Source organism: Paenibacillus praedii, from assembly GCF_049725345.1.
Taxonomy (GTDB): Bacteria; Bacillota; Bacilli; order Paenibacillales; family Paenibacillaceae; genus Pristimantibacillus.
This window is the reverse complement of the sequence record NZ_JBMWAM010000003.1, coordinates 115216-139280: the sequence shown is the minus strand read 5'-3', so window position 1 is coordinate 139280 and position 24065 is coordinate 115216. Positions and strand designations below refer to the sequence as shown.

The 24065-nt window shown below is 47.6% G+C and carries 27 protein-coding genes; 18 read left to right on the top strand and 9 right to left on the bottom strand.

The annotated features are described in order from the left end of the window. Window positions 1-23 precede the first annotated feature (23 nt). From ACO9K6_RS04750 to ACO9K6_RS04735, 4 genes are all read left to right on the top strand, one after another. A complete protein-coding gene (locus tag ACO9K6_RS04750) occupies window positions 24-368 on the top strand; it encodes a thioredoxin family protein (protein WP_424766395.1) in 345 nt (114 codons plus the stop codon). A 189-nt stretch (window positions 369-557) separates the two neighbouring features. Further along, window positions 558-1493, top strand: a complete 936-nt coding sequence (locus ACO9K6_RS04745; RefSeq protein WP_424766394.1) for a COX15/CtaA family protein — start codon at window positions 558-560, stop codon at window positions 1491-1493. Between the two features lie 170 nt (window positions 1494-1663). Further along, window positions 1664-2377, top strand: a complete 714-nt coding sequence (locus tag ACO9K6_RS04740) for a Cthe_2314 family HEPN domain-containing protein (RefSeq protein WP_424766393.1) — start codon at window positions 1664-1666, stop codon at window positions 2375-2377. After that, window positions 2347-3180, top strand: a complete 834-nt coding sequence (locus tag ACO9K6_RS04735) for an SDR family oxidoreductase (protein ID WP_424766392.1) — start codon at window positions 2347-2349, stop codon at window positions 3178-3180. Before ACO9K6_RS04740 ends, ACO9K6_RS04735 begins: the two co-directional genes overlap by 31 nt. Window positions 3181-3295: 115 nt before the next feature. Here ACO9K6_RS04735 and ACO9K6_RS04730 read toward each other — a convergent pair whose 3' ends face one another. After that, window positions 3296-3544 carry a NifU family protein gene (locus ACO9K6_RS04730; RefSeq protein ID WP_424766391.1) on the bottom strand — a complete coding sequence of 83 codons (249 nt, stop codon included), beginning with the start codon at window positions 3542-3544 and terminating at the stop codon, window positions 3296-3298. 86 nt (window positions 3545-3630) lie between these two features. Between ACO9K6_RS04730 and ACO9K6_RS04725 the strand changes: the two genes are divergently transcribed. Further along, on the top strand, window positions 3631-3903 hold the full coding sequence (locus tag ACO9K6_RS04725; protein WP_424766390.1) for a YuzB family protein: 273 nt from the start codon (window positions 3631-3633) through the stop codon (window positions 3901-3903). Between the two features lie 5 nt (window positions 3904-3908). On the opposite strand, the gene ACO9K6_RS04720 is transcribed toward ACO9K6_RS04725, so the two are convergent. Both ACO9K6_RS04720 and mqnE read right to left on the bottom strand, forming a co-directional pair. Continuing rightward, the gene (locus ACO9K6_RS04720; protein ID WP_424766389.1) at window positions 3909-4976 is read right to left on the bottom strand and encodes an NAD(P)/FAD-dependent oxidoreductase; all 1068 of its coding nucleotides are present in this window, start codon (window positions 4974-4976) and stop codon (window positions 3909-3911) included. A gap of 63 nt (window positions 4977-5039) precedes the next feature. Continuing rightward, on the bottom strand, window positions 5040-6143 hold the full coding sequence (mqnE, locus tag ACO9K6_RS04715) for an aminofutalosine synthase MqnE (RefSeq protein ID WP_424766388.1): 1104 nt from the start codon (window positions 6141-6143) through the stop codon (window positions 5040-5042). Between the two features lie 265 nt (window positions 6144-6408). On the opposite strand from mqnE, the gene erpA reads away from it, so the two are divergent. Both erpA and ACO9K6_RS04705 read left to right on the top strand, forming a co-directional pair. Continuing rightward, window positions 6409-6771, top strand: a complete 363-nt coding sequence (erpA, locus tag ACO9K6_RS04710; protein WP_424766387.1) for an iron-sulfur cluster insertion protein ErpA — start codon at window positions 6409-6411, stop codon at window positions 6769-6771. A gap of 121 nt (window positions 6772-6892) precedes the next feature. After that, window positions 6893-7285 (top strand): hypothetical protein, encoded by a 393-nt coding sequence (locus ACO9K6_RS04705; RefSeq protein ID WP_424766386.1) that lies wholly within the window; start codon window positions 6893-6895, stop codon window positions 7283-7285. A 114-nt stretch (window positions 7286-7399) separates the two neighbouring features. Here ACO9K6_RS04705 and ACO9K6_RS04700 read toward each other — a convergent pair whose 3' ends face one another. Continuing rightward, on the bottom strand, window positions 7400-7786 hold the full coding sequence (locus ACO9K6_RS04700; RefSeq protein WP_424766499.1) for a collagen-like protein: 387 nt from the start codon (window positions 7784-7786) through the stop codon (window positions 7400-7402). Here ACO9K6_RS04700 and ACO9K6_RS04695 point away from each other — a divergent pair. Together ACO9K6_RS04695 and ACO9K6_RS04690 are read left to right on the top strand one after the other, a co-directional pair. Further along, window positions 7669-8043, top strand: coding sequence for a hypothetical protein (locus ACO9K6_RS04695; RefSeq protein ID WP_424766505.1), 375 nt, complete (start codon window positions 7669-7671; stop codon window positions 8041-8043). The two genes, ACO9K6_RS04700 and ACO9K6_RS04695, sit on opposite strands and share 118 nt — an antisense overlap. A gap of 211 nt (window positions 8044-8254) precedes the next feature. Next, window positions 8255-8545 (top strand): DUF7667 family protein, encoded by a 291-nt coding sequence (locus ACO9K6_RS04690; protein WP_424766385.1) that lies wholly within the window; start codon window positions 8255-8257, stop codon window positions 8543-8545. A 93-nt stretch (window positions 8546-8638) separates the two neighbouring features. Here the strand turns inward: ACO9K6_RS04690 and ACO9K6_RS04685 are convergent, their stop codons facing one another. Both ACO9K6_RS04685 and ACO9K6_RS04680 read right to left on the bottom strand, forming a co-directional pair. Next, on the bottom strand, window positions 8639-8989 hold the full coding sequence (locus ACO9K6_RS04685) for a hypothetical protein (RefSeq protein ID WP_424766384.1): 351 nt from the start codon (window positions 8987-8989) through the stop codon (window positions 8639-8641). A 198-nt stretch (window positions 8990-9187) separates the two neighbouring features. Beyond that, window positions 9188-11470, bottom strand: a complete 2283-nt coding sequence (locus ACO9K6_RS04680) for a glycoside hydrolase family 3 C-terminal domain-containing protein (RefSeq protein WP_424766383.1) — start codon at window positions 11468-11470, stop codon at window positions 9188-9190. A gap of 157 nt (window positions 11471-11627) precedes the next feature. Here ACO9K6_RS04680 and ACO9K6_RS04675 point away from each other — a divergent pair, with 157 nt between their 5' ends. Next, entirely contained in the window at window positions 11628-12869 is a 1242-nt protein-coding gene (locus tag ACO9K6_RS04675) for a helix-turn-helix domain-containing protein (protein ID WP_424766382.1), read from the top strand. A 245-nt stretch (window positions 12870-13114) separates the two neighbouring features. Here the strand turns inward: ACO9K6_RS04675 and ACO9K6_RS04670 are convergent, their stop codons facing one another. Continuing rightward, on the bottom strand, window positions 13115-14263 hold the full coding sequence (locus ACO9K6_RS04670; protein WP_424766381.1) for a metallophosphoesterase: 1149 nt from the start codon (window positions 14261-14263) through the stop codon (window positions 13115-13117). Between the two features lie 174 nt (window positions 14264-14437). Here ACO9K6_RS04670 and ACO9K6_RS04665 point away from each other — a divergent pair, with 174 nt between their 5' ends. From ACO9K6_RS04665 to ACO9K6_RS04650, 4 genes are all read left to right on the top strand, one after another. Then, window positions 14438-16612, top strand: coding sequence for a DNA topoisomerase III (locus ACO9K6_RS04665; protein ID WP_424766380.1), 2175 nt, complete (start codon window positions 14438-14440; stop codon window positions 16610-16612). A gap of 231 nt (window positions 16613-16843) precedes the next feature. Further along, a complete protein-coding gene (locus ACO9K6_RS04660; protein WP_424766379.1) occupies window positions 16844-17515 on the top strand; it encodes a YheC/YheD family protein in 672 nt (223 codons plus the stop codon). 329 nt (window positions 17516-17844) lie between these two features. Next, entirely contained in the window at window positions 17845-17988 is a 144-nt protein-coding gene (locus tag ACO9K6_RS04655) for a sporulation histidine kinase inhibitor Sda (protein WP_424766378.1), read from the top strand. Window positions 17989-18072: 84 nt separating this feature from the next. Beyond that, on the top strand, window positions 18073-18225 hold the full coding sequence (locus tag ACO9K6_RS04650) for a hypothetical protein (RefSeq protein ID WP_424766377.1): 153 nt from the start codon (window positions 18073-18075) through the stop codon (window positions 18223-18225). Window positions 18226-18363: 138 nt separating this feature from the next. Here the strand turns inward: ACO9K6_RS04650 and ACO9K6_RS04645 are convergent, their stop codons facing one another. Further along, window positions 18364-19365 carry an NAD(P)/FAD-dependent oxidoreductase gene (locus ACO9K6_RS04645; RefSeq protein WP_424766376.1) on the bottom strand — a complete coding sequence of 334 codons (1002 nt, stop codon included), beginning with the start codon at window positions 19363-19365 and terminating at the stop codon, window positions 18364-18366. 320 nt (window positions 19366-19685) lie between these two features. Here ACO9K6_RS04645 and ACO9K6_RS04640 point away from each other — a divergent pair, with 320 nt between their 5' ends. Both ACO9K6_RS04640 and ACO9K6_RS04635 read left to right on the top strand, forming a co-directional pair. Next, window positions 19686-20879: an NAD(P)/FAD-dependent oxidoreductase gene (locus tag ACO9K6_RS04640; protein ID WP_424766375.1), complete on the top strand. Its 1194-nt coding sequence runs from the start codon at window positions 19686-19688 to the stop codon at window positions 20877-20879. After that, on the top strand, window positions 20879-21145 hold the full coding sequence (locus ACO9K6_RS04635; protein ID WP_424766374.1) for a hypothetical protein: 267 nt from the start codon (window positions 20879-20881) through the stop codon (window positions 21143-21145). The genes ACO9K6_RS04640 and ACO9K6_RS04635 overlap by 1 nt, the downstream gene beginning before the upstream one ends. A 77-nt stretch (window positions 21146-21222) precedes the next feature. Here ACO9K6_RS04635 and hemQ read toward each other — a convergent pair whose 3' ends face one another. Continuing rightward, a complete protein-coding gene (hemQ, locus tag ACO9K6_RS04630) occupies window positions 21223-21969 on the bottom strand; it encodes a hydrogen peroxide-dependent heme synthase (RefSeq protein ID WP_424766373.1) in 747 nt (248 codons plus the stop codon). A 164-nt stretch (window positions 21970-22133) separates the two neighbouring features. Between hemQ and ACO9K6_RS04625 the strand changes: the two genes are divergently transcribed. Further along, complete coding sequence (locus ACO9K6_RS04625; protein ID WP_424766372.1) at window positions 22134-22424, top strand: YuiB family protein; 291 nt, start codon at window positions 22134-22136, stop codon at window positions 22422-22424. A gap of 106 nt (window positions 22425-22530) precedes the next feature. Further along, a complete protein-coding gene (locus tag ACO9K6_RS04620) occupies window positions 22531-24063 on the top strand; it encodes a replication initiation and membrane attachment family protein (RefSeq protein ID WP_424766371.1) in 1533 nt (510 codons plus the stop codon). Window positions 24064-24065: the final 2 nt, after the last annotated feature.

Here is a 24065-nt window from a genome sequence, read left to right as displayed (position 1 = left end):
AAATGAACATATAGGGGTGCATCATGAGAAAATTAACGACTGAAGCAGAATTCCGTGAAGTGGTCGCCAATGATGAATTGACGATTGCCGTATTCAAAACAACCTGGTGCCCGGATTGTCATTTTATTAATCCATTCATGCCTGATCTAGAGCGCCAATACGAAGGCCGCGTAACATTCGTTGAGCTTGACCGCGATGATCTGCCTGACCTGTGCTCAGAGCTGAATATACTGGGCATTCCCAGCTTTATTGCTTTCCGCGGCAGTCAGGAGCTGGTAAGATTCGTCAGCAAGCTTCGGAAGACACGCGAGGAAATTGAGCAGTTTGTGGAAAGAGCGATACAAGTAAGCGATACGCTTAACCAATAGTTGAATGTTAGTCCGCGCATAATGGGATGAATTCCTTTCCCTAAAGCGCGGGCTTTCCTTTTTTAGAAGTGAGTTTCGTTGGAAGTGTCACATTTTCAACATGGCTTTTGCTGTTTTTTATGGCTATAATTGAACTGTTCCTAATTAAGACGTTATTTATTATATATTTTGAAAATAGGTGATTTTATTATGGTAACCGGCCGTTTTCGCGCGTTAGCGATTGCTGCGTGCATCGGAATGCTTGTTGTACTATTAGGCGGGGCACTTGTGACAAATACCGATTCAGGCCGTGGCTGCGGTGATGATTGGCCGCTGTGCCATGGGAAATTTATACCCGCTTATACACTGGAGTCGATGATTGAATATATGCACCGGCTTGTAAGCGGTATTGAAGGGCTGCTTGTTTTGGCCATTTTCATTATGGTCATCATGAAGTTCAGAAGAAATCGTCCTTTTTTTAAGGAGCCGCTCTTTTATGCGGGGGGCTCGCTGCTCTTCACGATCATACAAGCGCTGATGGGGGCCGCAGCCGTCAAATGGCCGCAGTCACCGCCTGTTATGGCGATTCACTTCGGTATTTCGTTGATTGCCTTTGCCTTCACGCTGCTGCTGGTCATTTGGACCTTTCGAGTTAAAAATGGACCGCAGGCCGTATTCCAAGTGCCTCGCTCTATTTTTCCAAGGGTACTTCTTGTTTCTATTTATTGCTACGTCGTTGTTTATTTAGGAGCCTTCATCCGACATACGGAATCCGGGGGGGGCTGCATGGGCTGGCCATTATGCAATGGAGAGGTCATCCCTGAGCTAAGCGGTGCTTCAGGGGCTGTATTTATACACCGCGTAGCCGCTCTATTGTTGGCAGTTTCCCTTGCCGCTCTATATATCCACATCCGCAAGGTAAGCAGTGGCGGAGCAGGATTAACGAAGGCGTCAGCGTGGACGCTGGGACTCGTCGTTACACAAATATTTAGCGGTGCCCTGCTGACTGTGACGATTACAAATCCAGATGTATTCATTTTTACGAATTTAATTCATAATTTAATCGTTACCGGTTTATTCGGAATATTAATGGATATGTTAATTCGTTCATGGCGGCTTAGGGAAGGAAGTTCACGTAACAATTAATCGAAGCGTTTGTCGATCCGTATTTTGAGCTGACTGAGATCTATCGACGCTTCATCGAGAAGTAAGGAACTGCGCTGCTTTTCACGAATGTGAAGGCAGCTATTTCATTATTGTGACGAATTTGCTCGGAACAAGCCATGATAATTTCAGGTGAAGGAGTCTGTTCAATTATGCTGCGTTTTCTGTTTGATGAGCCTCAAAGAGAAGCAGAAGGAACACTGGCAGAGACGCTCCGTTTAATGGAGCAATTTGCTTCGATGGTTTCACAGCGAATTAAGGCCGGAGACGACAATGGGCTTAAGCTCCGCAAATACGAAATATGGACGCTCGGCTTGCACGCGTCTTTGGATGAGCTTGAGCAAAGCCACTTTGCGGCCTTAAGATTTCAGCAAAAAATTACATCCTCCTCGGTGAAACAAATGACAGATGAGGAGAAAATCAATTATAATCGATATATCTATTTCGATAAAAACGGTTTTATCCGTGTTTTTTCCTTACTGGATAAGCTTGGCACACTGCTTAATGAGCTTCTTGCTATGCGTACGGAACGGATTAAGCCCCATTTCTCCTACTTTACGGTTTTGCGCAACATGCGGGAAAAGAAGGCGCATCCTGAGCTAACGTGGAAGCTGAATCAGGTGAAGGAAAAATATAAGGAGCCAACGGCCAGGCTGCGTAAACGAAGAAATACAGAGATTCATTATATGAATTCGGAAATGCAGGATGATTTGATCCAAAGCAACCGTATGTATGGGCAAGAGATTCAATTGGAAAATATTACGGAGCAATCTGCTGATTTGTCACAAGGCTTATATTTTGTGATGGAGTCTTTATTGCTAACGTTCCAATACGCATGCCAATTAATGCGAAAGCAGCAACCATAATCCCGTGGGGGGGAAATCTTGTGGAGCTCAAGGGAAAAACGGCATTAGTGACAGGAAGTGCCAAAGGACTTGGAAAGCGGACCGCGCTTCAGCTGGCAGAGCAGGGCTGCAACATCGTTATTAATTATTTCGAGAGCGAGCTGGAAGCGCATCAGGTGAAGCAGCAAATCGAACAGCTGGGCATGCAGGCCATTACCGTGCAAGCAGATATCTCGACGACAGAAGGCGCACACAAGCTGGCTGACGCTGCGGAAAGCTGGGCTGGCGGCGTTGATATTTTGGTGAACAATGCCGGTCCATTCGTGCGCAAGCGGACACTATTCAGCGAATATGACGAGGAGACGATTGTCCGCTTGCTGCATGGCAATCTGCTTAGCGTCATGCTGCTTGATCATCGACTACTTCCCGGAATGCGTGACCGCAAATGGGGACGAATCATACACTTCGGCTTTGGGCATGCGAATGAAGCGAGGGCATGGCCGCATCGGGCGGTTTACGCAGCAGCTAAGACGGGACTCGTATCCTTCACCAAATCATTAGCAGTTGAAGAAGCGCCGCATGGCATTACAGTGAATTTGATCGGACCAGGCGATATTCGCGGTGTCAACAAGGAGCGTTCGATTGACGAGGCGGAGAATGAATATGATTCGGAATCCCCTCTGGGACGTCCAGGAACCGGCGAGGATGTTGCCAGAGTCATTCTATTTCTATGTGAGAAGAAGTCGAATTTCTTGACTGGCAATGTCATTGACGTCACTGGCGGCTTCGATCCGATTCGAGCTAACATTAAAGGAATGTTCTAGACACGAAATCATAAAATAAGAGTCTTATCTGACAGCGCTGGAGCTGTGCTCCATGCTCTCCGATAAGACTCTTTGTCATACTAACCTAAAGATGGGATCTGTTAGTTCAATTATATTAGAATACTTGAACGACTTCGACTACGCCCTCAACCTCTTCAAGAAGAGCGCGTTCGATACCCGCTTTAAGCGTAATCGTCGAGCTTGGGCAGCTGCCGCATGCACCCATCAGGCGCAGCTTGACGATGCCATCCTCTACATCAACCAATTCTACGTCGCCACCGTCGCGTTGCAAAAACGGACGAAGCTTATCTAATACGTCTAATACTTCATCGTACATCGTGTCTTGTGTTTGTTGTTCACTCATTGCATTCATCTCCTTTCTCCTCTATTATAGTACAAAGCGCATGAAATGAAAATGGTTAGTAACTAAGAAAAGTAAGGTGAGACATGATGTTTAAACCAATGATCGAATTTTGTGCCAGTAATATGCATCACGGCACGGATCGAATCATGAAAATATTTGAACAAGATGATGAGTACGAAGTTACCGAATACGGCTGTCTTGGCAATTGCGGCGAATGCTACTTAAATCCGTTCGCGCTCGTGGACGGTGCGATCGTATCGGCCGAAACATCGGATGAGCTGCATGATAACATTTTGAAAGCAATCGAGCAGCAGAAAGCCGACCGCGAGGCGCTCAATAAGCTGCTGGACGATCTGTAAATCAATTACCCTAAATGGCGCTTCGAGCGCCAGAGCACACCGCTTTTGATGAGGCGCGGAACGCGTCCCATGATTGGCGTGCCGCCCATAAGACCAAAACCGCTCTTCTTCCCAAGTGAGCCGAGGACGCCCTTCAGCTTGATTTTACCGAGCCGAGGGGTTTTGTCATTCCAAATCGCTTGAAGCACCTCGGCGATTTGCTTGCCCTGCGCTCCAGCTGCTTGGCCGCTTGGAGACAATGGCAGCGCGGCACAATCGCCGACGACGAATACGTCGTTGTAGTCTGGCAGCTGATGATACTCATTGATAATTAATCTGCCTTGATTATCCTTCGGCAGGTTCAACTGTTGGACTAGCGATACAGGCTGAATGCCTGCCGTCCATACGGTGGCATCCGTATAAATTGGAGTGGAGGTGTTCGCATCATGCAAAATGCCTCCTTCAAGCCTCGACAATGCAATATGACCGCGCATCTCAACTTGATGCTCCTGAAACCATTCCGCAACAAAGGCTTGAAGCTTGCCTGGAAAAGCAGACAATATCTTTGGTCCCCTGTCCAAAATACGAATATTCAGATCAGGTCGGCTCTCGCGCAGCTCAGCAGCAACCTCTACGCCGCTAAGCCCTCCACCAACGATCGTAACCTGTCCGTATGGCTTTACATCGTTTAGCATCGCATAGGTTCTTCTTGCCGATGAGAAAGTTTGAATACTTGTGGAGAACTGCTCAGCACCTTCAATGCCGTGGTATTTGTCGGTGCAGCCAAGTCCGATCACGAGCCAATCGTAGGAAATGGGATCAAGACTTTCCAAATGTACGAGTTTAAGCTCCATATCGATATCCGTGACTTCGCCGTAGGCGAGAGAAATTCTAGGGTCAACCGGAAATTTAACCCGCAGCTCCAAATCGGATACCGTTCCTGCCGCTAATGCATAATATTCCGTTTTTAAGCCTTGAAAAGGCATTCTATCTATAAGAGTAATCGTAACGTTATGCGGCAGCTGCTTCTCCAGCAGCTCATTCGCGATGGCTAAACCGCCATAGCCGCCGCCCAAAATAACAAGGTTTTTCATATCATTTCCCACTCCAAAATTCTAGATGATGATTTTATCATGTGCTTCCGTCGATCAGATTACTCATTCGTAAACTTTGATTTCGTTGTAAAAGGTATCACGTTCTACTGGGATGCGTCCCGCACCCTTAATCAACCAGATCAGGTCCTCGCGTGTAATGCCTTCTGGCGTGAGTGCGCCTGCCGCGTGGCTGATTTTTTCCTTCACGATCGTACCGTGCGCATCGGAAGCGCCCATCGTCAAGGCGACCTGCGTCAGCTGAACGCCGATATTAATGAAATATGCTTTGATGTGCTGGAAGTTATCAAGCATTAATCGGCTGATCGCGATCGTCTTCAGATCCTCAAAGGCGGAGTTGCGGCGGCGAATGCCGGCTCTCGGGTTAATCGGCTGCATCGACAGCGGAATAAATACGAGGAAGCCGTTCGTTTCATCTTGAAGCTCGCGAATATGAATCATATGATTAATTCGTTCTTCCTTCGTTTCGATTGAGCCGTACAGCATTGTCGTATGCGTTTTTAATCCCAGCTCGTGCGCTGTCCGGTGAACCTGCAAATACTGGGTAACATCGGCTTTGTCAACGCGCATTTTTTTGCGGTAATGATCAGATAATATTTCGGCACCGCCGCCCGTCAGCGATTGCAGTCCTGCTTTTATAAGCTCCTGCAGCACTTCCTTATAGGAAAGACCGCTGATCCGCGAGAAAAAGTCGATTTCCGCAGCGGTATAAGCTTTTAGCGTGACCTCTGGGAAACGCTCCTTCAACGCTTTAAGGGAATCGACATAGTATTGAAAAGGGACATTTGGATTATGACCGCCGACAATATGGAATTCTCGAACGCCCGGGTGAAAATGCTGCTCAACATACTCGATCATTTGCTGGCCGCTAAGCGTATAAGAGCCTTCCTCTCCTTCATCCTTTCGGAAGTTGCAGAACGCACAGTGCGCCTCGCATACATTCGTGAAATAAAGGCTCATGTTCTCGATAAAATAAACCTTTTTGCCGTTTTTGCGCAGCGCTACCTCATTGGCCAATTGACCAATCGTAAGCAGATCATTCGATTGATATAAGAAAACACCATCTTCCAGCGTTAAACGCTGGCCATGACGCACTTTTTCAATAATGTGCTGCATTTGTTTATCCTCTGTCGGTATAACGACGTTCATGGCGGGCCTCCTGTAATAGTTAGTTTGTGAAAAAAATAACTTGCTTTTCCGATTAAGAAGCTGTAACTATTATAAACCTCCCGTGAAGCAGGGGCAATAAGAAAAGTATTTTCATAGCGAACCGGCAATTGCCAAGCCAAGAGGGATAACTTTTACCTGGCTGCTTACTCTTGAGGAAGTGAACAAAAAGGAGTATACTACAGATAAGTAAGTGAACTCTTATGGATGAACTAAACGATTAGACTTGCAAATGGAGGGATGTAGCATGATCACAATCAGTGAGCTTGCATCTGACAAAATAAAAGAAATGCTTGAGCAAGAAGAAACGCCTGATTTGTTTCTACGTATTGGCGTGAAAGAAGGCGGCTGCAGCGGCTTCTCCTATGGAATGGGCTTCGATGATGAGCAGCATGACGGAGACAAAGCGCTGGAAATGCAGGGATTAAAGGTTGTTGTCGACGAAGATAGCATTAAATATTTGAATGGTCTTGTTATCGACTTCAAAGAGTCGGCAATGGGTGGCGGATTCACCATTGATAATCCGAACGCATCTGCTACATGCGGTTGCGGCAGCTCGTTCCGTACGGCTGCTGATGCAGGTAAGCCTGCTGCTGCCGGCGAGTGTTAATAACGTATGATTAAGGATATCTTCCGAAATGCGCATGAGGAACGTACGCATTTCGGAAGGTTTTTTTGTTGTCTATTTTGCTTCAAGACTATTAATCAAACATCCCGGGGGATAACAACTAATGAAATTTATTCATGATTATAGACACTTTATCGAGGTAGGATGTACGTCATGCGGCAGGAAGCATACGGTTCAAATTGGCAGCTACAACGTTTCCCCGCAAGGCTATAAGTTCCATTCGCCCGTAAAATGCGTTTGCGGCCATACTGCTGTTACGGCAGGCAAAGAAGACAAAAAAACATGGATAAATAAGACTGAAAATAATGAATTTTTGAAGAGAAATAAAGCGACAACTATCAAAGTGCTGCTTGTCATGGCCTTTGTAATCGTATTTTTTGCAGCCGAGATCACTTTTATGTTCAAGACGAATGAAACCGAACAAAAAAGCGCTCACCATGAAGCGGATCGAGAGGTCTCAAGTCATTTTGTTCAGAAGCAGAGCTCTAGATTATAGGGAACAAGCCATTCTTTTGAATGAATCGAATCGAACTATCGGGCAGGTTGATGATGGAATAAGAAAAAAGGAATGGCGATGCGGCCCAGGCTGCATCGCCATTCCTTTTGAAGCCTAAAAGCAGGTAAAGGTGCTGATTTGTCTTAAATCAAAACCGGTATACATCCAAAATCGTCCATTCCATCTAAATCCGGCAACTGAATTGCGTCCGACAAAAACAGGGAAATACCAGAAGTTTTGTCCGTTGTTGAGCCAAATATAAGTATTTCGGAATAAACAGCGGGCAATGGCTCCCGGGTCAACGGCAAACGGTGATGCCATTGGCTGCTGGGGGATGAATTGCGGCGGAGGAGCTGTAGGAGCCTGAAATCCCTGAGGATCTTGTGATCCTAACATGCCGGGAAATCCCGGTCCAGGCATGCCCAGCATTCCCGGAAATCCTGGTCCAGACATTCCAGGTCCAGGCATACCTTGCATTCCCGGAAATCCTGGTCCAGACATTCCAGGTCCAGGCATACCTTGCATTCCCGGAAATCCTGGTCCAGACATTCCAGGTCCAGGCATACCTTGCATTCCCGGAAATCCTGGTCCAGACATTCCAGGTCCAGGCATACCTTGCATTCCCGGAAATCCTGGTCCAGACATTCCAGGTCCAGGCATACCCTGCATTCCCGGAAATCCTGGTCCAGGCATTCCAGCTCCAGGCATACCTTGTGGTCCTTGAGGGAATAAAAATGACATTTAAATTCACTCCTTAGTTAGTAGGCTAAAGCAGTGTATGCCGTTATGGGCGAAGTGGATTGGGCATGTTAAATATTTACAATTAACAGCGGGGAGCGAATGAATTCTCTTTTAAAAGATGTTACAATTGCCAATGCAAAAGGCTAGCTTTGTTCCAATAAAACACAGGAAAGTGAATGCTGTCTGCTTATTAACAGAAATGACTATCTCCCTCATAATAGGGACAGAATGGTAACAAAGACAATGATGATTGGGCTGATTAGCATGATGCACATTCATTGGCGGTTGGCGGAGCTGTGGCTACTGCAGCAGAGTAGATCGTTATCGGGGCAGGAATGCTTTGAGCTGGAAAGCTGTTTGAAGCTGAATGCCCAATACGCTCAGAATCTGGCGAGGCAGTATAATCTGGGTTTGCTGGCCAGCATGACCTGCGATAGGGGGTGGCTGCACGAGGTTACCGCCGAGATGGATAAGCTGGAGACCCGCTACCAGAGTAAAAGGCCATCATATTTCGAATGATGACAGAGAAAAAACAGCGCCGCTGCGCAATTCGGAACGGTAACCGCGAGCGGTCGCAGTTTTCGAATACGCAGGCGCTGTTTTTTTATCCTTTTAACGCTCATAGCCCGGATAATTATAATCGGTATTCTGCAGCTTGTTCAAAATATTCATTTGTTGGATATGCTCCTTCGTCTCCGCCGTACCTAGCTCGTAAATGGCGCGATAGACCTTCAGAATATCCTCGTTAAACTGTTCAGTTGCCTGATCATGATCGGCGGACTTGTAAGGAATGGGCGCCCGAAATTGGGTTCTCTCATCATCCTTCTGAATGGTTTCGAGCAGCAGCTGCAGCTTGTCGATTTCCTCTGTCGTTCCATTCACCGTTAGCTGATCATTCATGGAAGCTGTGGGCTCGACTCTCTTGCCGGATACAGATACATAATAGATTTGTTTATCATCCATGGCTATCACTCCTCGGTCTCATTGTTACTATGTTATAAAACAGTATTACAACAAATGAAACGCTGGATTAAACTTATCAATTGAGAGAGCTTAAAGAGAATAAATAAAGAAGCTATCCTTCATGCCATTTAGCTGAGGATAGCTTCTTTCATTTCTACTATGTTGAACATAACTCAACTGAAATCGCCAGTTTTTCGGTTATGCCTCGTCGACCGCATTCATGCGCTCGATCAATCCCATGAGCATCTCTTCTGAGACCGCGCCTTGACTGAACATGGCAAGGGCGCGAAGCGGCATATAATTGAGCATGGCTGACATCATCTCAGGAGCATCCTCGCTTAAGGAGTCCATCAGACCGCCGCCTCCGGCAAATTGCTGCAGCATCTCGTTAGCGATTTCCGCCCGCTGTGGATCGCTCAGCAGATCGCCAAACGTCGTATTCAAAGTGACTGGATGACGAACCGTAACGGTAGACAGAACGTTGACTGCAGCGCTGGCGGCAATATCCCTCGAGGAGGCGCCCACCAAAATTTCGAACAGGCCGGTCTCTACATGCCAATCCTGCAAATCGACGTTGTAATAAGCGAAGGCTCTTTTGCCAAGCTCGAAGGTCGCTGTTTTTGTTTCGCCGGGCTGAAGCTCAAGCTTGGCAAAGCCCTTCAGTTCCTTGGAGGGACGGATGACGGAGCTGACCACGTCCTTCACGTACAGCTGCACGATTTCTTTACCAGCCCGCGAGCCTGTATTCGTTACATCGACGCTAACCGTTACCGTGTCTTGATCCGTCAGCTCCGTACGGCTTACCGTCAAGTTGCTGTAAGCGAAGCTCGTATAGCTAAGTCCGTAGCCAAAAGGGAATAGAGGCTCGATTTCCTTCGTATCGTAGTAGCGGTAGCCAACGAACACGCCTTCCTTGTATTCAACCTTGTCGCCTTCACCCGGAAAATTCAAAAAGGAAGGGTTGTCGCTAAGCTTCAGCGGGAATGTTTCCGCCAGCTTGCCTGAAGGGTTTGCATCGCCGAACAACAGCGCCGCGATCGCTCCGCCGACCGCTTGCCCGCCTAAATAGCCTTCAAGCACCGCTTTTGCTTTATCGAGCCAAGGCATGACGATCGGTGCGCCGTTGCTGAGCACAATGACCACATTGCTTTGAACTTCGGCAACCGCATCGATCAACGCACGTTGATTGTCCGGAATGTTCAGGTGCTGGCGGTCATAGCCCTCTGACTCGTAGCGATCCGGCAATCCGATGAACAACACGGCAACATCGGCTTCAGCGGCATGAGCTTTCGCTTCCTGCAGCAGCGCTTCATCTATATCGTCATTTTCGAGCTTGTAGCCTTGAGCGTAAGCAACCTTTGCTCCAGGGCCGGCTGCGCGAGTAATTTCGGCATAGGTGTGATCAAGCCTAGTCGGTTTAATATGCGAGCTTCCTCCACCTTGGTAACGAGGCTTATTGGCAAAAGCACCGATAACAGCAATCGAACCGCTTTTCTGAAGCGGGAGAATGGCGTCCTCGTTCTTTAGCAGCACCATGCTTTCCACAGCGACCCTCGCGGCCAATTGGTGATGGGCTTCTGCATCGTATACCGCATTTTCCTTTTTATTGTCGACAGCTTTGAACACAACCGTCAAAATCCGTTCAACCGCGTTGTTTAGCGTATCCTCTGACAGGGCTCCACTGCGAACGGCCTCGACGATTTTGCGGTCGCCTGCACCATTGCTGGATGGCATCTCAAGCTCTAGTCCTGCCGCTAAGCCTGCCACCCGCTCGTTAACAGCGCCCCAGTCGGAAACGACAAATCCTTCATGACCCCATTCCTTCTTTAATATTTCCGTCAGCAAGCGTGTATTCTCAGAAGCGTAAGCACCATTCACTTGATTGTAAGCGGACATTACCGTCCAAGGCTGCGCCTTGATGACGGCACCCTCAAAGCTGGCCAAATATATTTCACGAAGTGTGCGCTCATCCACAACCGCGTTCGTCGTCATCCGGCGATGCTCCTGATTGTTGACAGCAAAATGCTTAAGAGATGTGCCGATGCCCTGGCTTTGCACACCGTTAATATGAGAAGCTGCCATCTCGGAGGACAAGTAAGGATCCTCTGAGAAGTATTCGAAGTTTCTGCCGCACAGCGGTGAGCGTTTAATATTCGCGCCAGGGCCGAGCAGGACGGCAACGTCCTCCGCCTGACATTCCTCGCCGAGCGCCACGCCTACTTGGCCCACCAGCTCCACGTCCCAGGAGCAAGCAAGCCCTGCCGCCGAAGGGAAGCACGTAGCCGGAACACTGTCGAGCAGGCCGAGATGATCGCTGCTGCCGCTTTGCTTGCGAAGGCCGTGCGGGCCGTCCGTTACCATGACTGATGGAATGCCTAATCGTTCTACACCCTTGGTATGCCAAAAATTAAGTCCTGAGCATAACCCTGCTTTTTCTTCCAGTGTTAATTCAGCTATGATTTGCTTCAAATCTCTTGTCATTATATTTGCTCCTTCCGCTCTATTTACAGCGCTTTCATTTTATTGTGTAGATCTATTTTAATCGAAAGAGTGTGGAAATTATGGTACATTTTAAAGAAAAATAGTATTATTATTTCGTTCCCTAATGTGGAAAAAGTGGCCGAAAGAGGGGCGTGCGATGGAACCATTAACGTTGGAGCAGCAAATCGTTTTTATATGTAAGCTTATGTATAATAATTTTCAAATTCCGGCTCGATACATAAATAACGATAGGATTGTTATTTTCGAGGCGGGTCCCCCGGAGCTGACAGTCCATCCGCTCTATCCGACCGTAAACTTGTTAATGAAGCAGTTGGATGCGGGGGCTGCAGCCACGACTAAACCATTAGTAAGGAGCCTTAATAAGCTGGAGAACTATGTCATCTTAAACATTCAGCGGAAGGATCGAAATCAAGGATATATTTTATTCGGGCCCTCCGCCTACAATAGTATTTCAGATAAAGCCGCTACGGGCTTAATGAATGATTTTCATATTCGGGGACACGCGAAGGTGACACTTCGTTCCTATTTTGCTTCGCTTCCTATTATTGGAGGACTTCATTTGCTGCATGCCGCTGTGCTTTTGAATTATATGGTTTATGGCACGGAACTGGAGGCAGTTGACCTGCTCAAGCAGAACGAAGGTTATCTGCGTGAGGATCACGAAAGCTTTGAGCGCCATCTGGACCGCAGCTTGTCCGCACGGCGTGAAACAACGATGCTTCATCATGACAGTGAGGCTGAGAAAAGACTCCTTGAGGGCATCAAGGAGGGGCGGCCGGAGAAGCTCCTGGAGTTGTCGGCTCTTGAAACAGAAAAGCTGGGCATATTGTCCAAAAGCAGCCATTTGCGAAGCCAGAAAAATTTGGCAATTGCCGGGATAACGCTTGCGACGCGAGCGGCGATTGAAGGCGGTCTTCACTCCGAAATTGCCTATACGATGAGCGATCTATACATTCAGCACCTGGAGGAGCTGCACGATATTGAAAGTGTGAGCCGTTATCGAACTGAAACGATGTATGCATTCGCAGAGCGGGTAAAGCAGAATCTGGCGGGCAACTATTCGAAGGCGGTTGCGCAGTGCCGCAGCTATATTTTTGACCATATTTACGAGGGGATCTCGGTTGAGCAGCTGGCGGAACGTGCTGGGCTGCATTCGAATTATTTGTCGCAGCTGTTCAAGAAAGAAGTCGGCATACCGCTACAAGCCTATATTACGCAGGAGAAGGTAGAGGAGGCGAAGAAGCTGTTGTCCGATTCAAGCTTGACGCTGACAGACATCTACACGCGGCTTAACTTTTACGATCAGAGTCATTTTACAAAAGTATTCAAGAGACTTACTGGCATTACACCGAAGCAGTATCGTCTGTACCAGCGGTAGCGCTTGGAAAGCCATTCAAGCCGTTCAAAGGCAGCATACGCTCATTATTCCCAATTGGATTGGAATGAGCTGGGCGCCTAACGGGCGAGAGCGTATCATGGCGGAGCTGCTGCAATGGAAGGCTTTCAAATAAATAGTGGCAGGATTATGTATTAAAGGGTCTTATTTATCCAATGGCTCGATTGCGGGCAATTGGATAAATAAGACCCTATTTAACAACGACGTGATGCAATGAAAAGAAACACCTAAGCTTTCACGAACTCTACCTCGATTTGAACGACTTCCGAACGACTGCCGATCCGAATGGGAGGCCCCCATGTGCCAAAGCCGGAGGAAACGATGGCATGCAGCCCGCCTTTTTTCAAATATCCCCAATCGAGCTCGAAGATCCTTCTCGTAATGAGATGGTTTGGCAGCATTTGTCCCCGGTGCGTATGGCCGGATACAGAAATGTCGATACCGTTCTCGGCGGCTTTCGCAATATCCGATGGCTGGTGATCGAGCATAATGAGCGGACGCGATTTGTCGAGCGGAGCAATAAGCTCATCGATCGGCAATCTCTTGTCATTGGCAAAGCCCCCGGAGGCTTTATCCTTTCGTCCGACGACATAGAAGCTGTCATTAATGAGCGCGGCTTCGTCCATAAGGACGCGAATACCAATGGCATTCATGGCCGAGATGAATTCGGGAACCTTTCGGCCGATATATTCATGATTACCGGTCACCGCGTAAACGCCGAGCGGAGCCTTCAACTTACCGAGCACGGCTGACATATTTTTGCGGAGAAAAGGCTCAATATCATCATCCAATATGTCACCTGGCAGTAGGATTAAATCCGGCTTGATCTGCTGCACCTTATCGATAAGTCGTTCTAAATGCCGATTGCCAACGATATTGCCTAAATGAAGATCGGAGGCCATCGCGATCCGCAGCTTGTTCAGTTTTCCAGCTTGTTTAGGAACCTGCACCTCGTATTTTCTGACGACGGGGCTCCAGGCATTCCAGCTACCCCGAAGCAGGAGGAAGGCCATGATCAACAAGGCAGCACTGCCGACACCTACGATATAAACGGACTCCTGCGCGCCCGCCGCTTTCAATAGCAGTGCTGTAATATTAGCGAGAGGAAGGATGAGCACCGCATATTCCAAAATAGCAAACCAATAGGAACCGACTAGCTTAAGTACTTCCGCCAGCGGTTTGAATGGTGCACGGTAGGCTGCACGCCCTATGATATAGGCATAGGTGATAATGGCCACGGCTGCTGAATATAGGCCTGCATTGCTCCAGTCCAGCAGGGTAGAAAGAAACAGCCAGCCGTTCCAGCCAATATAGAAGGAAATACCGCTGTATACGAATAAAATAACAAAGAGAATAGCAATAAAACGTGGCTTCATTTCTCAACGCTCCTTGAATCATAATCTAATAGCAATCAAGCTGGAATTACTATATCATATCGGGATTATGGTATCCAAATGGATACAATAAGCAGGAATAGATTGCTAAAGGACTATTAATTATTTAACATAGGTATGGAAACCCGTATTCAATGAAATGGAGCGAATAAACCAATGAAATCGCTGGTACTGGCAGAGAAGCCGAGCGTGGCGAAGGAAATTGCCCGGGTACTCGGCTGTGGACAGAAGCATAAAGGATATATGGAAGGCCCAAGGTATGTTGTAACCTGGGCGCTGGGCCATCTTGTTACATTAGCGGAGCCCGAGGAATACGATCCTAAGTATAAAATATGGAATCTGGAGGATCTGCCTCTGCTTCCGAAAAAAATGAATTTAAAGGTTATGAAGGAAACCTCGCAGCAGTTCCGATCAGTGGCCCAGCTATGCAAGCGGCAGGATATTAACGAGCTTATCATTGCAACGGATGCAGGACGCGAGGGCGAGCTGGTAGCGCGCTGGATCATGGAGCTTGTCCATTGGCGCAAGCCGTTCAAGCGGCTGTGGATTTCATCGCAGACGGATAAAGCCATCAAGGATGGCTTCAATCATTTGAAGCCTGGCAAGGATTATAACCATTTATATGCGTCAGCGGTTTGTCGTGCGGAAGCGGATTGGTTGATAGGCCTCAATGTGACTAGAGCGCTCACAACTAAATACAACGCGCAGCTGGCTGCGGGCCGCGTTCAGACGCCGACGCTGTCGATGCTGATAGAGCGCGAGCAGGAAATAGAGTCTTTTCAGTCTCAGCCTTACTGGAATGTGACGGCGGACTTCGGTACATTCTCAGCGCTGTGGAAAGAGCAGGAGGGTCATGACGGACGGGTTTGGAATTTTGCAGACGCGGAGGCTGCGGTTAGCCGTATCCAGAAGGGGTCGGTTAAGGTGGATAAGCTTCGGACAGTCGAGAAGACGGAGCCTCATCCGCAAGCCTACGATTTGACCGAGCTGCAGCGGGATGCGAATAAGAGGTTTGGCTTCTCGGCGAAGCAGACGTCGAACATTCTTCAGAAGCTTTATGAGCAGCATAAGCTGGTTACGTATCCGCGTACGGACTCACGTTATTTGTCCAGTGATATGGTATCGACACTGAAGGCTCGACTGGAGAGCATCGCTGTCGGTCCCTATGCGCAGCTTGCCCGCAGGCTGCTCAGAGGTCAGCTTAACGTCACGAAGCGGATTGTCGATGACAGTAAAGTAACCGACCACCATGCTATTATTCCTACAGAGCAATTTGTCAATTTGGCCGCTCTTAGCAACGAAGAAAGAAAGCTGTACGATCTTATTGCAAAACGGTTCATTGCTTTATTTTATGGTCCTTATCGTTATGATGAGACAAGTGTTGTGCTTGCTCTTGGAAAGGATCGTCTTTACGCGAAGGGGAAGATCGAGAAGGACAAGGGCTGGAAGGAAATCTATCAGGCTGATTCCTTTTCTGCACCTCTAGATGAGGAAGAGGATGACGATAGCCAGGATTCGGGACAAAGCAAAGCTGACCGGCAGCCGGCGCAGCTGCTTCCCCCACTCACGCTAGGACAGGCACTGCCTATCAAGCAAAGCAGAGTCCGTGAGCTTAGGACTCTGCCGCCTTCGCGATACACCGAAGCAACGTTGCTTACTCGCATGGAAAAGCACGGTCTGGGAACGCCTGCGACCAGGGCAGATATTATAGAAAAGCTGCTGGGAACGGATACCATTGCCCGAACGCAAAACAAGCTGATGCCTACTGGCAAAGGCAAGCAGCTGTACGAGCTTGTTGTGAACGAGCTGAGAAGTCCGGAGCTAACCGCGCGATGGGAGCAGGAACTGGAGCGGATTGCCAAAGGGAAGGGCGATCCAGCAGCATTCATGACGAATGTTCGCGAGCAAGCCTCTAAATGGGTCTCTGAGGTTATTGCAGAGACGAAGGAATACAAGCCGCATAATTTGACGCATTCCCGTTGTCCGGAGTGTGAGAAGCCTTTGCTCGAGATTAAGGGAAAACGCGGCAAGTCGCTTGTGTGCTCAGATCGCGAATGCGGCTATCGCCGCGCAGCTGAGCCGATGCTGTCTAATAAGCGCTGCCCGCAATGTCACAAGAAAATGGAAATTAGAGATGGAAAAGCTGGGAAGTTCGCGCAGTGCAAGCCCTGCAATGTAATCGAAATGCTAGGAGACAAGCAGAGCCTGGGCGGGAAAGCAGGCCGCAAACAGAGTCAGAAGCTAATCGAGCAGTATAGCGATAACACAGCGCTTTCCAATAGTCTAGCTGATAAGCTGAAGGCTGCGCTTGAGGGTAAGTCAGATAAATAACTGTTTACTCATTCGAAGGGGCTGTTCAAAATGGTCGAAAATGACCTGAGGACAGCCCCTGCTTTATTTTCGTATGGGTTTCTAGCTTATTCGAATCCTAATAAAATCGCAAACTGAAGCTCGCATCGCGGCTTGGTAATAAAGGCTCTTAACTAACGACATTCATCCAAGAGACAGATAGCACGTAATCATATGCTATGGATGAAGCAGCAGGAAAGGAGAGTGAAGGCTTTGGGTCAACACCAGGGTAGGCAGCTTGCCAGTAAGTGGGCTAAGACTGCTGCACTGCTGACCAACGCAATTCTAGCTCCGCATATCCCCCCTACAAAAAAGTTTACATCCGGTAATTTGCGGAGCATGCTTAATGAGCATCAGATGGTCGTTGTGAAGCCTGTGGTAGGTGCTGGAGGTCATGGTGTGATAAAGGTGATGCACGATAGCGATGGATATGCCTATACCTATTATTCAATGACAAAACGATTTACTAGCTTTGAAGAGTTAAAAGCTAGTCTCAACAAGCAACGTAAAGGTCGTTCATACCTTATTCAAAAAGGGATTTACCTGGCTACTGTAGACGGCAAGCCTATCGATTACCGCGTAAAGTATGTGAAGACGGAGTCCGGCTGGGTTTACCGCTCTATGGTCGGTCGTATTGCCAGGAAAGGTTTGTTTGTCACAAATTTATGTCGCGGAGGTAAGATGGTTTCGGCTTCAAAAGGAATTAGCCGTTCCTTGTCCTCTAAGGAAGTATCTGATAAGAAAGCGAAGATGAGAGAGCTTACCGTATTGTCTACTAGTGTACTGGAATTGAAGTATCCAGGTATTGGGCAGTTGGGCTTCGATTATGGTATCGATAAGCAGGGCAAGATTTGGATCATCGAAGTGAACACCAGGCCACAATAAGCGAAGCGGTATAGGGAACACGACAGGATAGGAAGAAAGCCTTCGATTGGGCTTTTTTTCGTGAGAAGATTTAACGCTGTTAATATATTCCATTGATAGATTTATAGTATTCAATTAAAGTTTTTTATTGATTTGAGGCATCTTCTGGTTGTGGATAACTGTATCCACATTATCCACGCTGATATTCCTCATCATTCGATAAATATGCACATGCTATTCACACTGTATCCACAGTATTGTGTGCGTAAGTAGGACTGTTGTCCTCTGGAATAGTACCATGCTACTATGAGATAGTAATCACCAAAGGATGGAAGAAAGGGTGTGTAGTAATGGAGCTACTATCTGACGAAATGCTGGTAGAAACTTATTATGCAGCTATTCAATTTCAACTAGAGCCAGACTTTATTCGAATGTTAGCTGTTGAATTGAAGCGTAGACATGTTAACCCAGAGGCTCGTAAAATTACAGCTTAGTGAGTTCATCATTTTAATAGAAGCTTAACGCCATTCTGTAATCGAAACCTCAGTTTTTTGCGTGCAGGACGGACAATAAATAAGATGTTTGCAGATGGGGCTGTCGTGCATTTGTATGTCGTCATGAGAAAGCTGCTCGTCAATTTGCCCGTATGGGGAATAAGGGCCAGCCAAATCGGACAAGCGTCCAAAATCGACTGCTTCTCCGTTACAAGCAGGGCAGCTTTCTTGAAGTAATTGTAATCCGTTGCAAACGGGACAAAGCATAAGGGTATCCTCCTCGGCGTGCCGCGCATATAGATGCGATAGGCACATGTCATGATTTTGCCATGGTTAGGATACCCTTAATTGTATTGTTTTAATGCTAATGCTGTATTACAGCTTCATGTTGCTGCTATGACCAGGTGAAAGCTTGGCAGTTGGATCGACGTATACCTTCGCGTTATTGATAGCCGTTGGTGCTTCACCGAAGCCGACAGCAATCAGCTTGAGCTTGCCCGGGTAGGTTGTTATATCGCCCGCTGCGAAAATGCCAGCTACATTCGTCTCCATTCTTGTATCCACAATGATGGAGCCGCCTTGAATATCGATCCCCCAGTCAGCTATAGGTCCAAGTGATGAGATGAAGCCGAAGTTCACGATAACAGCATCAACCTCCAGCTCGGAGGTTTCTTTACTTTTAACATCGGTTAAGATGACCTTGTTAATGTTTTGATCACCGTGAAGGGCTGTAATTTCTACTGGCGTTAACACCTTCACCGATGAACTCATCAAATTTTGGACGCTGTGCTCATGTGCCCGGAATTTATCGCGACGATGAATGAGCGTGACGCTTTCTGCAATAGGCTCGAGCATAAGCGACCAATCGACCGCAGAGTCGCCACCGCCGCTTACGAGCACCCTCTGTCCCTTGAAGCGCTGCAAATCGCCGACAAAATAATGAAGATTTGTTTTCTCATAGCCTGCGGCCTCCGGCAATTCAAGCCGGCGGGGCTCGAATGCTCCAACTCCAGCAGTGATTATAACGGCTCTGGCATAATGAACGGCTTTGTCTGTCACAACTTCAAACAGCCGCTCATCATGCTTGATGACGTTCACAACTTTCTCCTCCAGGCAAATTTCCGGCTTGAAATGCTCAAGCTGCTCGATGAGCCGGTCCACAAGTTCCTGCGCCGTTACTTTAGGAAACCCTGCAACGTCGTAAATGTATTTTTCAGGATAAAGGGCTGCAAGCTGACCGCCCAGCTGCGGCATGCTCTCGATGAGCTTGACCGAGGCCTGGCGCATTCCGCCATAGAAAGCAGCGAACAATCCTGCAGGTCCGCCTCCGATAATAAGGATATCCACAGGGGTGACGGATGTTTCCGTATTAGACAATATAACCACCTCCAAAGTAAGCTTTACGGTTATCATTATAATCTTTCGTACTGGAAGAAGGAAACAACTAATTTGTATAGAGTTCTAAACAATTTCGTACATTTTGCTCTTGAACTTTTTATGAAAACTCTGTAATATTTCTGATGTATGTAATGTACGGACTGGCTGCAAAAAATGGAGTAATCTTCCATCTGCAGCGAGAAGCACACTGATAAAAAGGTTTCAAAATGAACACACTGAACATATCTCATTATTTTTTTGGTATGCTTGTGTAATTTTTCACAATATAAAAAGACATTAGGAATGGATGGGATCATACTATGAGTAACATACCCAAAATCGTTATTCTTGGCGCGGGCTATGGCGGCATTTTGACAGCGCTGCGTCTGCAAAAGGAACTTAATTACAATGAAGCAGACGTAACGCTCGTGAATAAACACGACTACCACTATATTACTACTCATCTTCATATGCCTGCTGCGGGTACCGATAACCCTGAAAATGCGCGCGTGAGCATTTCCAAATTAATCGATGAATTTAAAATTGATTTTGTAAAATCAACGGTCGTACAAATTCGTCCGCAAGATAAGAAGGTTATTTTGGAGGATGGCACACTCTCTTATGATTACCTTGTCATCGGTCTTGGCGGCGAGCCGGAAACCTTCGGTATTCCAGGCCTGGGCGAGTATGCCATGAACATCCGAAGCATCAACTCGGTTCGTTTGATCCGTGAGCATATCGAATATCAATTCGCCCGTTATAAACGCGAGCCTCATCGTACGGACTATTTGACATTTATCGTCGGCGGCGCAGGCTTCACGGGCATCGAATTCGTAGGCGAGCTTTCTGATCGTATTCCTGTGCTTTGCAAGCAGTTCGACGTAGATCCAGCGCTTGTCAAAATTTATAATATTGAAGCTGCTCCAACAGCGCTTCCAGGCTTTGATCCTGAGCTTGTTCAGTACGGAATGGATGTATTGACGAAGAAGGGCGTAACCTTCCGTATTGGTACGGCCATCAAGGAATGTTCGCCAGAGGGTGTTATTGTTGGTGAAGGAGAAGAGATTAAATCACAGACCGTTATTTGGACCGGAGGTATCCGCGGTAACCGTCTGATTGAAGAGGCTGGCTTCGAAACGATGCGCGGCCGCGTGAAGGTGGATGAATTCCTTCGTTCGCCAGGTACAGAGAACATTTATATTGTTGGGGATAACTCGTTGATGTTTAATCCGGAAGGTCGTCCTTACCCGCCAACTGCCCAAATCGCGATGCAGCAAGGTGTTGTGTGCGCGCACAATCTTGTGGCTTCGATTCGCAATCAGCCGCTGAAGAACTTTACATTCAGCAACAAGGGCACTGTGGCATCGCTAGGTAAAGGTGAAGCAATCGGTATCGCTTTCGGAAAGAAATACAAAGGCCGAACCGCAGCTTGGCTGAAAAAAATGATCGACCTTCGTTACTTGTTCATTATCGGCGGTATTCCGCTTGTACTTCGTAAAGGGAAGTTTCTATAATGAGACACTGCAGCGTACAAGTCCGCGGTTTGTTAACGAGAGATGAGCTTGATCGTTACAACGCGTTGATGGAGGTCGGTTCCTATCTGGAATCGCAAACACGGTATGACTTGGCCTATACGGTGCAGAAGGAAGTTGACCTGCTCATTCAGCCCGCCATCGAGCGTTTGAAGGACAAAGGGCGAGCGCGAGACAAAGCGACACAGGATTATTTGGAAGCAAAGCGTCTTGGCTTGGATGTAGATGACGAGGAAGACGATAACTAATTAGAAAGGCTCTCCATTATCAACTTGCATGAAAGTGCAGGTCGATCACGGAGAGCCTTTTTATAATATTTACAAATTTAGACGAGCAGTAAGGCAGCGAACTTCCGCTCATCGAGAAGGTTGCCGACATAGAAGTCGCCAAAGTCTGCGAAACGCGCGCTAACCTCGTCAAAACGCATTTCGTAAATCAATTTTTTAAATTGAAGAGCATCGTCCGCGAAGAGGGTTACACCCCACTCCCAATTGTCGAAGCCGACGGAGCCGGTAATGATTTGTTTGACCTTGCCGGCGTACGAGCGTCCAATCATGCCGTGACTGCGCATCATTGTGCGACGCTCGTCCATGCTTAGCATGTACCAGTTATCGCTACCCTCCCGGCGCTTGTTCATCGGGTAGAAGCAGATGTGGTTAGCCTTCGGCAGAGCAGGCTTCAGTCTTGCGGCAACCTCCGGGTTATCCATCGGATCGGTGCCCGGCTTAGCCATATAATTACTTAGCTCCACAACGCTTACGTATGAATACACAGGATAAGTAAAGCTTGCGAACGATGTTTTATTAAACGCCATTTCAATGGCGTTCAGCTCCTCGAGCGTCTCGCGCAAATGCATGAATACGAAGTCAGCCTTCTGACCGACTATGGAATATACAGCGGTACTGCCTTGTTTATTCGTTTCAACCTCTGTCCACTGCTGCAGGAACGACTGCAGCTCATCTAATGCGCGTTTGCGCTCGCTTTCATCGGCTAAGCGCCAAGCCGTCCAATCGATGCTGCGGAAATCATGCAGCGCGTACCAGCCTTCTAATGTCTGTGCTGCTTCACTCATAAGATAAATGCTCCTTTCAAGCTCTTTAATGATGCTGCAACCATTGTATCGTAATGTGGCTAAGCGGAGCAAATGGCGGTCTTGTGACATTTGTCGTCATTCAATTGACTTCCACAGCCCCATTAATTAAACTAAGTAACGAGAGTCTGAAAGGGGAAGTTTGGATGCTGCAATTAATAATAGCGACGGTGCTCTTTATGGTTATGATGTTTGGCATCGGCTTTATTTTGAATATGCTGTTAAAGACAACATGGTTTCCAATCTATTTGTTTATTCTCGTATTGATTCCGCTTGGCATATGGGCGCCTTGGGATCCGAACGCTACGGCTACGGTAGAAAATTTTTCAAACTATACAATAATAGATTATATTCCTGTAATTGGCGCATTGGTTGGTGCCTATGTAAGCGGTTGGGCCATTCAAGCGCTGCGCAAGGGCGGATACAAAATGTTTTAATACGAAAATCCCTCATTCGGGGGATTTTTCTATTTTTTTGACTCCTCCTGGAGCGTGGATTTTATGCTAAAATGATAGAGAGAAAGCAAGGGATGGAGTCGATGCAATGCGCATCCATAATATATTGCAATATACAGAACATCACCGGTATTATATATTTCGTGATTTTTCGCTAAGCAGCTTGGACTATAAAATGTTATCGCTAATCTATCAGCCGATGGTTGGCGGTTTTGCAGTCGCATTTTATCAGCAGCTGTATCACGGAATTGCGGAGGGATGCTCAGGATATTCCACACTAGAGCCGCAGCGCAAGCTGTTTCTTGGTTTGGGGCTGGAGATGAATGAACAGGGACGCAAGTATCTGATCGAGCAGGCATCGAAGCTGGAAGCAGTCGGTCTGCTGCAGACGTCAAGGCTCGGTTTACCCGATAATGGTGATGTTATTTATGAATACGAGCTGGCGCAGCCGCTCTCGCCTGCCGAATTTTTCCGCAATATGCATTTGACGATGCTGCTGCGGGATAAAGTAGGCAAATATGCAGTTATTTCCTTGCGTGAATCATTTGGTGCGAATGAGCCGGATGAGCTGGCAGGTGCACAGTTGACCAAGGAAAATATTTCGGTTCCGTTTTATGAGCTGTTCAAGCTTAATATGCAATCCGTCGATGATGAGCTGGAGCAGGCACTTGCTGAGGTCGCGCCCTCGCGCCAAGCGTCTTCGAGGCCTGCGCTTGCAACGGCGGGTATTCCATATGGCGAAATCATTTTGCGTTTTCCCCGTAATTCTGCGAACCGCCGTTTTGTGGAACGGCTTCGAGGTGATGAGGAGCAGCTGGCGCAGGTCAACTATGTCGCTTACAAATATAGCTTGAACGTACCTGATCTATGCCGGCTGCTTGATGAGGACGCTGTATTCAACGATAGCGGCGAGTTGAATATTGACGAGCTTCAGCTGAGAGCCAATCAGCTTTATCGACAGGATAAGAAACGAGAAGGCGAACGTGAGCGCACGCTCGCTCGCACGCAGATTATAACAAGTGAGGAAACAGTCGACACAGATGATTTGACGGAGGAGTATGAGGTAAAGGAGCAGCATTATTTGCAGGTGCCGAATCAGCTGATGGGGCGTTGTGATATACAGCAATACAATATGCTGATGCGCAATGAGCCTCATACACGATTCCTGCAGCGGTTTTTCCCTGGTGCTGTGCCGGAGTGGATCGAGCGCGTCTTTGAACGAATCGACTTGAATTATAAGCTGGCAGCGCCAGTTATTAATGTTCTTATTCATTATGTTATTGGAGCGAATGATGCTCAGCGTGTAACAAAAACCTTTCTTGATGCTGTGGCATCAAACATGCTGGTTAAGCAAATCGATACCTTCGAGAAGGCCGTGCAATATGTAAGGGAGCAAGCGCAGATTGAGCAGGACAAAGAGCGTCGTAAGGAAGCGGCAGTCTATAGCGGTACGAGTGGAGCTTATAGCGGAGCAAAAGGCGGCGCTCGAAGCGGAGGCAGTCGCGGCATATCGCGCAAGCCAGCTATCCCGATCGTACAGAACGGTCAATCCGGCGGGGCTGTATCAGCGGAAGAGCTTGAAGAGCTCCGAAAGCTGGCACGAAAATTGGATGGAAAATAAAG

Excerpts from the sequence above, each read along its gene's own strand:
- ACO9K6_RS04750 (WP_424766395.1), top strand. The coding sequence starts at position 24 with ATGAGAAAATTAACGACTGAAGCAGAATTCCGTGAAGTGGTCGCCAAT.
- ACO9K6_RS04745 (WP_424766394.1), top strand. The coding sequence starts at position 558 with ATGGTAACCGGCCGTTTTCGCGCGTTAGCGATTGCTGCGTGCATCGGA.
- ACO9K6_RS04740 (WP_424766393.1), top strand. The coding sequence starts at position 1,664 with ATGCTGCGTTTTCTGTTTGATGAGCCTCAAAGAGAAGCAGAAGGAACA.
- ACO9K6_RS04735 (WP_424766392.1), top strand. The coding sequence starts at position 2,347 with ATGCCAATTAATGCGAAAGCAGCAACCATAATCCCGTGGGGGGGAAAT.
- ACO9K6_RS04730 (WP_424766391.1), bottom strand. The coding sequence starts at position 3,544 with ATGAGTGAACAACAAACACAAGACACGATGTACGATGAAGTATTAGAC.
- ACO9K6_RS04725 (WP_424766390.1), top strand. The coding sequence starts at position 3,631 with ATGTTTAAACCAATGATCGAATTTTGTGCCAGTAATATGCATCACGGC.
- ACO9K6_RS04720 (WP_424766389.1), bottom strand. The coding sequence starts at position 4,976 with ATGAAAAACCTTGTTATTTTGGGCGGCGGCTATGGCGGTTTAGCCATC.
- mqnE (WP_424766388.1), bottom strand. The coding sequence starts at position 6,143 with ATGAACGTCGTTATACCGACAGAGGATAAACAAATGCAGCACATTATT.
- erpA (WP_424766387.1), top strand. The coding sequence starts at position 6,409 with ATGATCACAATCAGTGAGCTTGCATCTGACAAAATAAAAGAAATGCTT.
- ACO9K6_RS04705 (WP_424766386.1), top strand. The coding sequence starts at position 6,893 with ATGAAATTTATTCATGATTATAGACACTTTATCGAGGTAGGATGTACG.
- ACO9K6_RS04700 (WP_424766499.1), bottom strand. The coding sequence starts at position 7,786 with ATGTCTGGACCAGGATTTCCGGGAATGCAAGGTATGCCTGGACCTGGA.
- ACO9K6_RS04690 (WP_424766385.1), top strand. The coding sequence starts at position 8,255 with ATGGTAACAAAGACAATGATGATTGGGCTGATTAGCATGATGCACATT.
- ACO9K6_RS04685 (WP_424766384.1), bottom strand. The coding sequence starts at position 8,989 with ATGGATGATAAACAAATCTATTATGTATCTGTATCCGGCAAGAGAGTC.
- ACO9K6_RS04680 (WP_424766383.1), bottom strand. The coding sequence starts at position 11,470 with ATGACAAGAGATTTGAAGCAAATCATAGCTGAATTAACACTGGAAGAA.
- ACO9K6_RS04675 (WP_424766382.1), top strand. The coding sequence starts at position 11,628 with ATGGAACCATTAACGTTGGAGCAGCAAATCGTTTTTATATGTAAGCTT.
- ACO9K6_RS04670 (WP_424766381.1), bottom strand. The coding sequence starts at position 14,263 with ATGAAGCCACGTTTTATTGCTATTCTCTTTGTTATTTTATTCGTATAC.
- ACO9K6_RS04665 (WP_424766380.1), top strand. The coding sequence starts at position 14,438 with ATGAAATCGCTGGTACTGGCAGAGAAGCCGAGCGTGGCGAAGGAAATT.
- ACO9K6_RS04655 (WP_424766378.1), top strand. The coding sequence starts at position 17,845 with ATGGAGCTACTATCTGACGAAATGCTGGTAGAAACTTATTATGCAGCT.
- ACO9K6_RS04650 (WP_424766377.1), top strand. The coding sequence starts at position 18,073 with ATGTTTGCAGATGGGGCTGTCGTGCATTTGTATGTCGTCATGAGAAAG.
- ACO9K6_RS04640 (WP_424766375.1), top strand. The coding sequence starts at position 19,686 with ATGAGTAACATACCCAAAATCGTTATTCTTGGCGCGGGCTATGGCGGC.
- ACO9K6_RS04635 (WP_424766374.1), top strand. The coding sequence starts at position 20,879 with ATGAGACACTGCAGCGTACAAGTCCGCGGTTTGTTAACGAGAGATGAG.
- hemQ (WP_424766373.1), bottom strand. The coding sequence starts at position 21,969 with ATGAGTGAAGCAGCACAGACATTAGAAGGCTGGTACGCGCTGCATGAT.
- ACO9K6_RS04625 (WP_424766372.1), top strand. The coding sequence starts at position 22,134 with ATGCTGCAATTAATAATAGCGACGGTGCTCTTTATGGTTATGATGTTT.
- ACO9K6_RS04620 (WP_424766371.1), top strand. The coding sequence starts at position 22,531 with ATGCGCATCCATAATATATTGCAATATACAGAACATCACCGGTATTAT.